Origin of the sequence: Microbacterium sp. PAMC22086 (genome assembly GCF_019443525.1) — a bacterium.
Lineage (GTDB): Bacteria > Actinomycetota > Actinomycetes > Actinomycetales > Microbacteriaceae > Microbacterium > Microbacterium maritypicum.
Map to the genome: position 1 here is coordinate 2,560,158 of NZ_CP080380.1, position 13,024 is coordinate 2,573,181.

Annotated in this window: 11 protein-coding genes, 1 tRNA gene and 1 other RNA gene; 6 read left to right on the forward strand and 7 right to left on the reverse strand. The window is 68.5% G+C overall.

All coding sequences use genetic code 11. The annotated features are described in order from the left end of the window. Window positions 1-98 precede the first annotated feature (98 nt). The 4 genes from rnpB to KY497_RS12720 all read right to left on the reverse strand — a co-directional run bounded on the left by rnpB (window position 99) and on the right by KY497_RS12720 (window position 3,415). An RNA gene (gene rnpB / locus KY497_RS12705) (RNase P RNA component class A) lies at window positions 99-455 on the reverse strand. A gap of 43 nt (window positions 456-498) precedes the next feature. Then, window positions 499-2,199, reverse strand: a complete 1,701-nt coding sequence (locus KY497_RS12710) for a bifunctional 3'-5' exonuclease/DNA polymerase (protein WP_219869188.1) — start codon at window positions 2,197-2,199, stop codon at window positions 499-501. 22 nt (window positions 2,200-2,221) lie between these two features. Beyond that, complete coding sequence (locus KY497_RS12715) at window positions 2,222-2,956, reverse strand: zinc ribbon domain-containing protein (protein ID WP_210698492.1); 735 nt, start codon at window positions 2,954-2,956, stop codon at window positions 2,222-2,224. A gap of 36 nt (window positions 2,957-2,992) precedes the next feature. Further along, window positions 2,993-3,415 (reverse strand): YchJ family protein, encoded by a 423-nt coding sequence (locus tag KY497_RS12720; RefSeq protein ID WP_141386800.1) that lies wholly within the window; start codon window positions 3,413-3,415, stop codon window positions 2,993-2,995. A 42-nt stretch (window positions 3,416-3,457) separates the two neighbouring features. On the opposite strand from KY497_RS12720, the gene KY497_RS12725 reads away from it, so the two are divergent. Then, window positions 3,458-4,306: an aldo/keto reductase gene (locus tag KY497_RS12725; protein WP_218682986.1), complete on the forward strand. Its 849-nt coding sequence runs from the start codon at window positions 3,458-3,460 to the stop codon at window positions 4,304-4,306. A gap of 38 nt (window positions 4,307-4,344) precedes the next feature. Here the strand turns inward: KY497_RS12725 and KY497_RS12730 are convergent, their stop codons facing one another. The 3 genes from KY497_RS12730 to KY497_RS12740 form a co-directional block, all read right to left on the reverse strand. Next, the gene (locus tag KY497_RS12730; RefSeq protein ID WP_141386802.1) at window positions 4,345-5,298 is read right to left on the reverse strand and encodes an L-lactate dehydrogenase; all 954 of its coding nucleotides are present in this window, start codon (window positions 5,296-5,298) and stop codon (window positions 4,345-4,347) included. Window positions 5,299-5,370: 72 nt separating this feature from the next. After that, entirely contained in the window at window positions 5,371-6,258 is an 888-nt protein-coding gene (locus tag KY497_RS12735) for a TIGR01777 family oxidoreductase (protein WP_141386803.1), read from the reverse strand. A gap of 194 nt (window positions 6,259-6,452) precedes the next feature. Further along, window positions 6,453-6,525, reverse strand: a tRNA-Val gene (locus tag KY497_RS12740). 153 nt (window positions 6,526-6,678) lie between these two features. On the opposite strand from KY497_RS12740, the gene aceE reads away from it, so the two are divergent. From aceE to KY497_RS12765, 5 genes are all read left to right on the forward strand, one after another. After that, a complete protein-coding gene (aceE, locus tag KY497_RS12745; RefSeq protein WP_141386804.1) occupies window positions 6,679-9,405 on the forward strand; it encodes a pyruvate dehydrogenase (acetyl-transferring), homodimeric type in 2,727 nt (908 codons plus the stop codon). 31 nt (window positions 9,406-9,436) lie between these two features. Beyond that, window positions 9,437-10,633: a CdaR family transcriptional regulator gene (locus tag KY497_RS12750; RefSeq protein WP_141386805.1), complete on the forward strand. Its 1,197-nt coding sequence runs from the start codon at window positions 9,437-9,439 to the stop codon at window positions 10,631-10,633. 90 nt (window positions 10,634-10,723) lie between these two features. Beyond that, complete coding sequence (locus tag KY497_RS12755; protein ID WP_055872429.1) at window positions 10,724-11,644, forward strand: ACP S-malonyltransferase; 921 nt, start codon at window positions 10,724-10,726, stop codon at window positions 11,642-11,644. Continuing rightward, window positions 11,641-12,642, forward strand: a complete 1,002-nt coding sequence (locus KY497_RS12760) for a beta-ketoacyl-ACP synthase III (RefSeq protein ID WP_219869189.1) — start codon at window positions 11,641-11,643, stop codon at window positions 12,640-12,642. The genes KY497_RS12755 and KY497_RS12760 overlap by 4 nt, the downstream gene beginning before the upstream one ends. Window positions 12,643-12,710: 68 nt before the next feature. Then, a complete protein-coding gene (locus tag KY497_RS12765) occupies window positions 12,711-12,959 on the forward strand; it encodes an acyl carrier protein (RefSeq protein WP_017830435.1) in 249 nt (82 codons plus the stop codon). Window positions 12,960-13,024: the final 65 nt, after the last annotated feature.

The following is a 13,024-nucleotide window of genomic DNA, read 5'->3' on the forward strand; positions in this document are numbered from 1 at the left end:
GCGATCCGCCCCGCCCCGGCACGCCCTCCCTGAGAACAGCGCTCTGGGCGCGCTGCCGGGAGTCGGGCGGAAGGAGACCTGATCAGATCTTCGTTATGCGAATGGGCCGACCTGTACGCCGGGTTCTGTTCCGGGGTTCTTCGCCCCTTCGACGGCCATCTCTCTCGGCGACACGTTGCCGTGGCACTCTAGCGGTCTACCCGAGGACTCGGCGAGCCGCGTCAACATCCTCTGTCTGACCTTGCTCCGGACGAGGTTTACCTGGCGGGCCATGTCACCATGGCCCCCGGTGGTCTCTTACACCACCCTTTCACCCTTACCCCTTGCGGGGCGGTCTACTCTCTGTGGCACTTTCTCGCGGATTGCTCCGGGTGGGCGTTACCCACCGTCCTGCCCTGAGGAGCCCGGACGTTCCTCGGTGCGGTTGCCCGCAACGCGGCCGTCCAGTCGACCCATTCGCGTCTCCAGTCTACGTTCTCCGAGACCCGCGGCCTGCGGCTACTTCTGCGCAGACTCCGCGATGCGCAGATCGAGGGGCACGTCGATCGGGAACGAGCCGAACAGTCGCGTCGTCGCCGTGGCCGCCGCCTCGCGCACGGCCTCGGCCGCCGCCTCCGCATGTTCGAACGGAACGTGCAGGATCACCTCATCGTGCAGGAAGAATGCCAGGTGCGGGGAGCGTGCGAACGGACCGGAGGCCGCAGCCTCGGCGAAGACCTCGGGGATCTGCTGCAGGCGGTGACGGATCTCGGCCAGCCAGATAAGCGACCACTCCGCAGCCGTGCCCTGAACGACGAAGTTCCGTGTGAACCGCCCCCAGTCGCGCGCCCTGCGCCGAGCGAGGGCCACCACCGCGGGATCGGCATCCGCATCGGTCGCCTCGGACTGCAGTCGCATCCACTCCACGGATGGGCGGGGTGATGATCGACCGAGCCAGGTCGACACGATGCCACCGTCCTCCCCCGTGCGTGCCGCGGCGTCGACGAGTGCCATGGCGCGCGGGTACACCTTGCGCAGCCGCGGAACCAGTCGGCCGCTATCGCCCGTCGTGGCACCGTACATCGCACCGAGGACCGCATACTTCGCCTCCTCGCGAGTGGCGACCGCCCCGGAAGCGACGACGCCCGCATAGAGGTCGCTCCCCCTGGCCGCACGAGCCATCGCCTCGTCGGCTGCCATCGCGGCGAGCATCCGCGGCTCGAGCTGCGCGACATCGGCCACGACCAGCGTCCACCCGGGGTCGGCACGCACCGCAGGGCGCAGGCTCCGCGGAAGCTGGAGCGCTCCCCCACCGGCGGAGGCCCATCGCCCGGTGACGACACCTCCGGGGATGTACACGGGGCGGAACCGGCCGTCATGCACCCATTCCGCCAGCCACGCCCACCCGTTGGCGCTGAGCAGCCGGGAGAGCTTCTTGTACGCCAGCAGCGGTTCGACGACCGGGTGGTCGTGCTCGGCGAGCTCCCACCGGCTCGTCGACTCGACCTGCACCCCGACGCGGTGCAGCGCCCTGAGCAGCTTCTGCTGACTGTCCAGGTGCAGCGAGGCATCGCCGAGGAGCTCGCGCACACGATCTCCGAGTTCGAGCATGCGACTCGGCACGCCGCCGGCTACCGGGCGGGTGCCCAGGGTGTCGGTGAGGATCGCGTCGTGCACGCCCTCGTCCCACGGCAATCCTGCGGCCCGCATCTCTTCCGCGATGAGTCCGCCCGCCGACTCCGCTGCGCACAGGAGCGTGAGACGTCCATCCGGCGCCGCGGCGATCACGCGGCGCTGCGCCCGGTACTGATCCAGAGTCGCGGCGATTGCATCCTCACCGCCCACCTCATCGAACACATCGAAGAGGGACGGTGCCGCCACGGTCGGTTCCCGCCATTCCCACTCCTGAGAGGCCGGGAGTGGCGTCGGCACCGAGGAGGTGTCGCGCAGGATCGCATGACACAGCACCAGGTCGTGACTGCGAGTGATCCGCACTCCGGCTCCAAGGAGGAGCGCGTAGGTTTCGGCGGCGGTCCGCATGATCCATCGAGGGGCGTCTGATGCCTCGGCGGTGCGGACCCAGTCCGGGAGGTCATCGGTACGCAGCGACGTGCGATCCTGCTCCTCGTCGTTCCCGTCGAGCTCGACGGCGACGTATTCGTGAGCGCCGACGGAGATGAGCGCGATGCGTCGTTCGACGCCCGACGCCGGCGCTGTCATCGCCGGCGAGCGGAGGCACCGCTCATGCGAGCCCGGACTCCTCGGTACGCACGAGGATGCACCCGCACTCGGGGCAGGAGACCACGAGGTCGTCCGCCGCGCGGCGGATGTCGTTCAGATCGGTGCTGGGAAGCAGGATGCGGCAGCCTTCGCAGGTGCCACGGGTGAGCAGCGCGGCACCCGCACTGTTCACGGCGCGACGGGCGTACTCCGCCAAGAGCTCGGGCGACACTCCCTCGGCGACGGCCGCACGATCGCGGGAGAGCTGCGCACCCAGGTCTGTGGCGGCAGCGACATCGGCCTTCGCCTGTGCGGTGAGCGCCGAACCCTCGGCTGTCGTCGCATCCAGAAGCGCCTGCTGCGCGGCGAGGGCGGCTTCTGCCTCTTCCAGTCGACCCATGACGTCGAGTTCGGCGTCTTCGAGGTCGCTCTGGCGCCGAGCAAGGCTCGCGAGTTCGTGCTCGAGCGCCTGCGCGTCCTTCGAGTTCGTCGACGCGGCGAGGCGCTCCGCATCGCGATTCCGACGCGCCTCGACGACGGCGACGTCGGACTCCAGACGCTTCAGCTCGGTGCGCACGTCGTCACGGGTGCCGGCGAGAGCGGTCAGCTCGCGCAGCTGCTCCTGACGGATGGCGACGAGCTCGGTGATCCGCCCCGCCTGGCTCGGCTTCGTTCGGGCACGCTCGGCCTGCGCGATGCGCCGGTCGAGGTCGGCGATGTCGAGCAGGGTGCGCTGGTTCTCGGGGCTGGCGTTCACGCTTCCAAATCTAGTCGCTGTCGCGACATCCGCCCATCAACGCACGTCGCCGTCGACGTAGTACCAGTGCCGGTCCTCGCGCACGAAGCGGCTGCGCTCATGGAGCGAGCCCCTCGCAGCACCCTGCCGCCAGAACGCCTCGAACTCCACCACGCCCTCGCGGTCGAAGGGGCCTCCGGCCGCGCGATCGATCACCAGCAGCCGTCGCCACTCGAGGTCCGGCTCGAAATCGATCGTCTCCGGCCTCGTGGTCGAGTGCCAGGTGCGCAGGAGGTGCCCGGCGTCCTGGAGGCCGAACGCGGTGTAACGCGAGCGCATCAGGCGCTCCGCCGTCGGCGCGGGCGCACCGTCGAGCAACGGCCCGCAGCAGCCGCCGAACACGTCCCCGGAAGCACACGGGCAGCGATCCTGGTCCTCGATCACGGTGTCATCCGACGCCATCTCCGCCTCCGTCGTCATCCCCTCAGCGTACGCTCGGGGAAAAGGCCAAGAAGGAGCACCGTGACCACTCAGCCCGTCGTCCCCTCGTTCACCGCCCACAACGGGTTCGCCCTTCCGGCCATCGGCCTCGGCACCTACGGACTCCTCGGAGATGCCGGGGCAGACGCAGTCGCCGGAGGCATCGGCGCGGGTTACCGTCTCATCGACACGGCGTTCAACTACGAGAACGAGGGTTCGGTCGGCCGTGGCGTCGCGGCCGCCGATGTGCCGCGCTCCGAGGTCATTGTCACCACGAAGCTCCCCGGTCGCCATCACCCGTCGGCGAAGGCACGCACCGGTATCGAGGAGAGCCGTTCGCGCCTCGGACTCGATGTGACGGATCTGCACCTGATCCACTGGCCGAATCCCCTCCAGGACGAGTACGTCCAGGCGTGGGCCGCGCTCGTGGACGCCCAGTCCCGCGGCGTGGTCCGACAGATCGGCGTCTCCAACTTCCTTCCGGAGCACCTGGAGCGCCTCGAGCAGGAGACCGGGGTGCGCCCCGTCGTCAATCAGATCGAGGTGCATCCGTACTTCCCGCAGGAGGAGCAGCTCGCGTATCACCGGGAACACGGCATCCTCACCGAAGCGTGGAGCCCGTTGGGGCGGGCGAGGGAGCTCTTCGACGAGGCCGTGATCCACGAGATCGCTGCGGCCCGCGAGATCACGACCGCCCAGACCGTGCTGGCCTGGCACGTCGCCCGCGGTACGGTGTCGATCCCGAAGGCGTCGTCGCTCGAGCACCAGGTGGCGAACCTCGCGGCGGCGCAGATCGTTCTCGACGATGCCGAGGTGGCGGCGATCACCGCGCTCGGACGTCCGGACGGACGCCTGTTCGACGCCGACCCGAGGACTCACGAGGAGTCCTGACGCAGACCCGCCTCAGATACCCTGCGTCACCCGCCTGGTCACGGCCGCAATGATGCGGCGGCTGCCGTGAGCGCGTCAGCGGACTGACGCAGCAGCGCCAGCTCACCCTCCGAGAACGAGGTGTTCCGGATCGGCACGGCACCCTTCGCGCTCACGATCGACGGCACCGAGAGCGCCACACCGTCCAGCCCGTGGAAGTCGCGCAGCACGGTGCTGACGGGCATCACGGCATGCTCGTCGCTCAGGATCGCTTCGACGATGCGTGCACTCGACAGTCCGATCGCGTAGTTGGTCGCCCCTTTGCCGAGGATGACCTTGTACGCGGCGTCGCGCACGTCGACGGCGATCTCCTGCAGTTCGTCGAGGGTGAAGCGAGGGTGGCCGGGCGTCTCCCACTCCAGGATCGGCACGGTGCCGATCGTCGCGCGAGACCAGAGAGGGAACTCCGTGTCGCCGTGCTCTCCGATGATGTGCGCGTGGACGCTGGCGGTGGAGACACCGGCTCGCTGGGCGAGCTTCCACCGCAGCCGCGAGGTGTCGAGCACTGTTCCGGAGGCGAAGATCCGCTCGGGAGGAAGCCCGGTCTCCTCCTGCGCGATGACCGTGAGCACATCGCACGGGTTCGTGACGATCACATAGATCGCGTTCGGGGCGACCTCGAGCAGGTCGGGCATCATGCTGCGGATGATGCCCGCGTTGACCTCGGCGAGCTCGATGCGGGTCTGACCGGGCTTCTGCTTCGCGCCCGCGGTGATCACCACGACGTGCGAGCCGGCGGCGACCGAGATGTCGTTGCCGCCGATGATGTCGCTGGAGCCCGTGAACTGCGTGCCGTGGGCGAGGTCGAGCACCTCCGCCTCGACCTTCTCGGTGGCGATGTCGTACAGCGCGACATGACGGGCGGAACCCCGGATCAGTGCCGCGTAGGCGACACTCGACCCGACGCTTCCCGCGCCGACGACCGTGAGCTTCGAGTTCTCGATGATCTCCATGCGCTCAGTCTCGCAGTGGTGAACCCCGATCAGCGAGCGATCTCGCCGGATCAATGTGTCCCACAGAGAAGGTCACAGAGCGGCGGCGACCGCCTCCGTCGCGGTCGCGTGCGTGAACCGGAACCCCGAGCGCTCCAGCACCAGCGGCCGCACGTCGGCATCGGGAAGCAGCAGCGAATCGGCCGCGTCGCCGAGGGCGAAACGCAACGCCCACGCCGGTGCCGGCACCCAGAACGGCCTGTGCATCCGAGCGGCCAGGGCTCGGCCGATGTCGTTCGCAGACGCCGGTGTCGGTCCCGTGAGGTTGACCGGGCCCGCGATCTTCTTGTCCAGGATGTGGCGGATCGCCCGCACCTCATCTTCGAGCGAGATCCAGGGCCAGATCTGCGTCCCGCGCCCGAGCGGCCCGGAGACGCCGAAACGGGTCAGCTGGATGAGCGGCTTGAGCACTCCGCGCCGGTGAATGACCGGCGCGGTGCGCAGCAGCGCGACCCGGGTGTGATCTTCGGCCTGACGCGCCTCGGCCTCCCAACGCACGGTCAGATCGGCCAAGAAGGTCTGCCCCGCAGCGGAGTCCTCGGTGAGGACCTCGCCGGGCGCAGAGCCGTAGTAGCCGACGGCCGATGCCGAGATGAGGGCCGGAGCGTCGGAGCGCAGTGCACGAAGCGCGGTGGTCAGGGTGCGCGTCGCTCCCAGGCGCGAGTCGATGAGCTCCTGACGGTAGCCACGCGTCCACGGGAGTCGTCCGACGCTGGCACCGCCGAGCGCGACGACCGCATCTGCTCCCGCCAGCACCTCCGGATCGAGCGCGCTCTCCCCCGGCTCCCACTGCGCCTCGTCCTCCGACCGCGGCGGGCGGCGGACGAGGGAGGTGACCTCGATGCCGTCGGCGCGCAGGGATGACGCGAGTGCGGAGCCGATGAGGCCCGATGCCCCGCTGATGACGATGCGTCGTGCCATGCGTGAGAGCTCCCGTTTCCGATCGCCGAGTCGTGTCGTGCGTTACAGCGTACGCGTCGGCGTGGACAGGCGCCGCCGGACAGGAGAATCGCGGCATGCTCCCGCGCAGCCCACCGGTGAGAGGGAAGGAGGAAGCCCCGTGCGGGCGTCGAGGTCTGCGAACAGACGGCCACCAGGTTCTGGGGGGTGTGGTGTGGGCCCTGCCGGGATCGAACCGACGACATCCACGGTGTAAACGTGGCGCTCTACCAGCTGAGCTAAAGGCCCTGGTGTCGTCAGTCTATCGGGAGGCCGATGCGCACCCGTGTCGTAGAAGAGGGATAGGCTGAATCCGGCGCGCGTTGTGCACAGCTGACAAGGCTGCCCGTGTCGCTTCCCGTTTCCTTGGCATGACCTGCCAGCTTGACGAAAGGTTCCCCCGTGACCGTGCACGACCAGGATCCGTACTCCCAGGGCCCCCTCGACAGCGATCCGGAGGAGACCGGCGAGTGGCAGCAGTCCCTCGATGAGCTGGTGGATGCCAAGGGCCACGGCCGCGGCCGCGAGATCATGCTCAGCCTGCTCAAGCGCTCGAAGGAGCTGCACCTGGGTGTGCCGATGGTCCCGACGACGGACTACATCAACACCATCGCATCGGAGAACGAGCCCGAGTTCCCCGGTGACGAGGAGGTCGAGCGCCGCTACCGCGCCTGGATCCGCTGGAACGCCGCGATCACGGTGCACCGCGCTCAGCGACCCGGCATCGGCGTCGGCGGCCACATCTCGACCTACGCCTCCTCGGCTGCTCTGTACGAGGTGGGCTTCAACCACTTCTTCAAGGGTGCGGACAACCCCGGCGGTGCAGACCAGATCTTCATCCAGGGTCACGCCTCCCCCGGTACCTATGCCCGGTCGTACCTCGAAGGACGCCTGACCGAGGACCAGCTCGACGGATTCCGCCAGGAGAAGTCGCACGCCCCCTACGGCATCCCGTCCTACCCGCACCCGCGCCTGATGCCGGAGTACTGGCAGTTCCCGACCGTGTCGATGGGCCTCGGCCCGATCAACGCGATCTACCAGGCGATGTCGAACAAGTACCTCGAGAACCGCGGCATCAAGGACACGTCCCAGTCGCGTGTCTGGGCCTTCCTGGGCGACGGCGAGATGGACGAGGTCGAGAGCCGCGGACAGCTGCAGGTCGCCGCCAACGAGGGCCTCGACAACCTGACGTTCGTCGTGAACTGCAACCTGCAGCGTCTCGACGGGCCCGTGCGAGGCAACGGCAAGATCATCCAGGAGCTCGAGTCGTTCTTCCGCGGTGCGGGCTGGAACGTCATCAAGGTCGTCTGGGGTCGCGAGTGGGACGACCTGCTCGCCCGCGACACCGAGGGCGCGCTGCTCAACCTGATGAACGTCACCCCCGACGGCGACTACCAGACGTACAAGGCCGAGTCCGGCGCGTACGTCCGTGAGCACTTCTTCGGCCGCGACGAGCGCGCCGCAGCCCTCGTCAAGGACTACTCCGACGACGACATCTGGAACCTCAAGCGCGGTGGCCACGACTACCGCAAGGTCTACGCCGCGTTCAAGGCAGCGACCGAGCACAAGGGCAAGCCCACCGTCATCCTCGCGAAGACCGTCAAGGGCTACGGCCTCGGTCCGCACTTCGAGGGCCGCAACGCGACCCACCAGATGAAGAAGATGACGCTGGACAACCTCAAGACGTTCCGCGACGCGATGCACATCCCGATCACGGATTCGCAGCTCGAGGAGAACCCGTACCTGCCCCCGTACTACAACCCGGGCCCCCAGGACGAGACGATCCAGTACATGCTCGAGCGTCGAAACGCGCTCGGCGGCTTCCTGCCGGAACGCCGCTCTACCCATGTCGGCCTTTCGCTGCCGGATGACACCGCCTACGCCCTGCCCAAGAAGGGCTCTGGCACGCAGGAGATCGCCACGACCATGGCGTTCGTCCGTCTGCTGAAGGACCTGCTGCGTTCCAAGGACTTCGGTCACCGCATCGTCCCGATCATCCCGGATGAGGCACGTACGTTCGGAATGGACGCCTACTTCCCTTCGGCGAAGATCTACAACCCGAACGGCCAGCACTACACCTCGGTCGACCGCGAACTCCTCCTCGCCTACAAGGAGAGCCCGCAGGGCCAGATCGTCCACGTCGGCATCAACGAGGCGGGCGCCGTTGCGGCGTTCACCGCGGCCGGCACGTCGTACGCCACGCACGGCGAGCCGCTGATCCCGATCTACCTCTTCTACTCGATGTTCGGATTCCAGCGCACGGGCGACGCCCAGTGGGCAGCCGGCGACCAGATGGCCCGCGGGTTCATCATGGGCGCGACGGCAGGGCGCACCACCCTCACGGGTGAGGGTCTGCAGCACGCCGACGGCCACTCGCACCTGCTCGCCGCCACCAACCCGGCGACGGTCTCGTACGACCCGGCGTACGGCTACGAGATCGCGCACATCATGCGCTCCGGTCTCGAGCGCATGTACGGCGGAAACCACGAAGACCCGAACGTTATGTACTACATCACGCTCTACAACGAGCCGATGGTGATGCCGGCGGAGCCGGAGAACGTGGACGTCGACGGCATCGTGCGCGGCATCCACCGCGTCTCGGTCGGCGAGGGCGAAGGCCCCCGTGCCCAGCTCTTCGCCTCGGGCGTCGGACTCCCCTGGGCCCTCGAGGCACAGCAGCTGCTGAAGAACGACTGGGGTGTGATCGCCGACGTCTGGTCGGTCACCTCGTGGACCGAGCTGCGCCGCGACGGCCTCGCCGCCGACGAGCACAACTTCCTGCACCCGGAGGAAGAGCCTCACACCGCGTACCTCACCCAGAAGCTGCAGGGCGCCGAAGGCCCCGTGGTCGCCGTCAGCGACTTCATGCACGCCGTGCAGGACCAGATCCGTCCGTGGGTGCCGAACCGCTTCGCCACTCTCGGCGCCGACGGTTTCGGCTTCTCGGACACCCGTGCCGCTGCCCGTCGCTTCTTCAAGATCGACGGCCCGTCGATCGTGGTGCGCACCCTGCAGTCGCTCGCCGAGGACGGGGTCGTCGACCGCTCGCTCGCCGCGCAGGCCATCCAGAAGTACAGCCTGCACGATGTGAACGCCGGCACCAGCGGCAACGCGGGCGGCGAAAGCTGAGCCCTCGGTGACAGGTTCTCCTCCTTCCGGCATGGACAAGGCCGCGACGCTCACCTGGCTGCGCCGGATCTCCGGTGACATCGCCTCGGTGACGATCAAGCGCCTGGAGGACACCCTCCCGTGGTACGCCGACATGCCACCAGCCCGCCGCTCTGCGGTCGGGCTGGTGGCCCAGGCGGGTATCACGTCGTTCATCCAGTGGTACGAGGACCCCACCTCCACTCCGTGGATCGCGGCGGACATCTTCGCGGCGGCTCCTCGCGAGCTGCTGCGAAGCGTGAGCCTCCAGCAGACTCTGCAGCTCATCCGCGTGACCGTCGAGGTCACCGAGGAGCGGGTCGCCGGGCGGGGGAACGATCTGCGCGAGGCGATCCTGCTCTACTCCCGCGACGTCGCCTTCGCGGCGGCCGACGTGTACGCGAGGGCGGCCGAGGCCCGCGGCCTGTGGGACGCGCGCCTGGAAGCACTCGTCGTCGACTCGATCCTCACCGGCGAGGCCGATGAAGAGCTGCCGAGCCGGATCGCCGCGCTCGGGTGGCACGGTCACGGCGAGGTCGCCGTCCTCGTCGGGACGACACCTCCGCAGTTCGACGTCGACCTGGTCCGCCGCACCGCCAGGAAGCTCGCCGTCGACGTGCTCATCGGTGTGCAGGGCTCCCGCCTCGTCCTGGTGCTCGGCCGCGCCAGGGTCGAGGGTCAGGAGGTCGAAGAGGAAGAACTCGGCTTCCAGGAGATCGCCGCCCGCCTGGAACCGTCGTTCGGGCCCGGATACGTCGTGCTCGGACCCGAGGTCGCAGCGCTCGTGGACGCGAGCCAGAGCGCCCGTGCCGCCCTCGCAGGATTCGCGGTCGCCCGCGCATGGCGCGGCGCACCCCGTCCGGTCGAGGCCGACGATCTGCTGCCAGAGCGCGCACTCGCCGGAGACCCGTTGGCGAAGCAGACGCTGATCGAGCGCATCTTCCGCCCCTTGCAGGCGCACTCCACCGACTTGGTCACCACCCTCTGGAGCTACCTCGACAACGGGCGCTCCCTGGAGGCCACGGCGCGCGAGCTGTTCGTGCACCCCAACACCGTGCGCTACCGCCTCAAGCGCGTGAGCGAAGTCATCGGCTGGGATGCCACCGGCCCCCGCGAAGCGCTCATCCTGCAGACCGCTCTGATCCTCGGCTCGATCGGTGCGGCGGATCAGGTCCGTCGGCGCGCCCCGCTCCGACGCACCCAGCGCTGAACCCTTCTCTGTACGCCACACACAAGGGTTTTTCGAAATCTTGTGATGGATCATCCACCGCTCTGCCCTAAACGTTGGCAGACTGGGTGGGTGATTGTCGTCGTATGCCCAGGTCAGGGCTCGCAGACCCCCGGATTCCTCGCTCCTTGGCTCGAGCTCGACGGAGTGGCAGAACGCCTCGACGCCTACTCTGACGCCGCGGAGGTCGATCTTCGCGAACACGGCACGGTATCGGACGCCGACACGATCCGGGACACCCGCATCGCTCAGCCGCTGATCGTCGCCGCATCGCTGATCGCCGGGGATGCCCTCACGCAGCGCGCCGGTCGACGTGCCGACGGCATCGCCGGGCACTCGGTCGGTGAGATCGCCGCACTCGTCGGCAGCCGTGTGATCGATGCCGACACCGGCATGCGCCTGGTGGGCATCCGCGGCCGCGCGATGGCCGATGCGGCAGCGCAGGAGCAGACAGGAATGAGTGCGGTCCTCGGCGGTGACGAGGAAGCCCTTCTCGCGCGCCTCGCCGAACTCGACCTCTCCCCCGCCAACTACAACGGCGGCGGACAGATCGTGGTCGCAGGCGCCCTCCCCGCTCTCGCGGCACTCGCCGAGGAGCCCCTCAAGGGCACCCGCGTGATCCCGCTGCAGGTCGCCGGCGCGTTCCACACGCGGTACATGGCATCGGCCGTCGCTGCGCTCCGCGATGCGGTATCCGACGTCACCCCCGCCAACCCCGACATCACGCTGTGGACCAACCGCGACGGCTCCGCCGTGGCCGACGGAGCGCAGGCACTGAGCTTCCTCGTCGATCAGGTGTCGTCCCCGGTGCGTTGGGACCTCTGCATGCAGTCCTTCGCCGACGCAGGCGTCACCGGTGTCATCGAACTCGCTCCGGCCGGCGCCCTGGTCGGCCTCGCCAAGCGCGGCCTCCGCGGTGTACCGACCGTCGCCGTGAAGACCCCTGAAGACCTTGATGCAGCCGTCGCGCTGCTGAACGGAGAAGCCGCATGAGCGTCACGCTCGCCCAGCTCACCGGTCCCGCGTACACGCGCATCTACTCCTACGGCGCCGCCCGTGGCGAGAATGCCGTGCCGAACGAAGACCTGATCGGCCCCATCGCCTCCAGCGACGAGTGGATCCGTCAGCGCACCGGCATCGTCACCCGCGCTCGCGCCGACAAGGGCACCGATGCGATCGACCTCGCGACCGCGGCGGCTGCCGAGGCCATCGAGAAGTCGGGCGTCGCGGCGGACCAGGTCGACCTGGTGATCGTCGCGACCATCAGCAACCCCAAGCAGACCCCCTCGGTCTCGGCCATCGTCGCCGACCGTGTCGGGGCGAACCCCGCAGCCGCCTACGACATCAACGCGGCCTGCGCAGGATACGCCTACGCGATCGCCCAGGCCGACGCGCTGATCAAGGCCGGCGCCGCCCGCTACGCACTGGTCATCGGCACGGAGAAGCTGTCCGACGTCGTCGACCCGACCGATCGCAGCATCTCGTTCCTGCTCGGTGACGGTGCAGGCGCAGCCCTGATCGGTCCGAGCGACACGCCGGGCATCGCACCGGCGGTATGGGGTTCGGATGGCTCGAAGGCCGACGCTGTGGGAATGAACGGCACCCTCACCGACTTCCGCGACGGCGTGGTGCCGTGGCCGACCCTTCGTCAGGAGGGCCCGACGGTCTTCCGCTGGGCCGTCTGGGAGATGGCCAAGGTCGCCCGTGAGGCGCTGGACAAAGCCGGCGTCGAGCCGACCGACATCGCCGCGTTCATCCCCCACCAGGCCAACATGCGCATCATCGACGAGTTCGCCAAGCAGCTCAAGCTGCCGGAGAGCACGGTGATCGCCCGCGACATCGAGACCACGGGCAACACCTCGGCGGCGTCGATCCCGCTGGCCAGCCACCGCCTGATGGCCGAGCACCCCGAGCTGTCGGGCGGTCTCGCACTGCAGATCGGCTTCGGCGCCGGCCTCGTGTTCGCCGCACAGGTCGTCGTCCTTCCCTGAGAATGCGCTGACTTTCCCTAGACTGTTCCACGGTTCCGAAAACAACCCGCAAGAAAGAGGAAGACCACATGGCTTTCACCAACGATGAGGTCCTCGCTGGCCTCGCAGAGCTCATCACCGACGAGACCGGCATCAACGCTTCCGAGGTCGCCCTCGAGAAGTCGTTCACGGACGACCTCGACATCGACTCCATCTCGATGATGACGATCGTCGTCAACGCCGAGGAGAAGTTCGGCGTCACCATCCCCGACGACGAGGTCAAGAACCTGAAGACCGTCGGCGACGCCGTCAGCTTCATCGTCGCGGGCCAGGAGTAATCCCGGCAGGATGCCACCCCCGCACCTCGCGGGGAGTGGCATCCTCCGACCTGCCCTCCCACCCG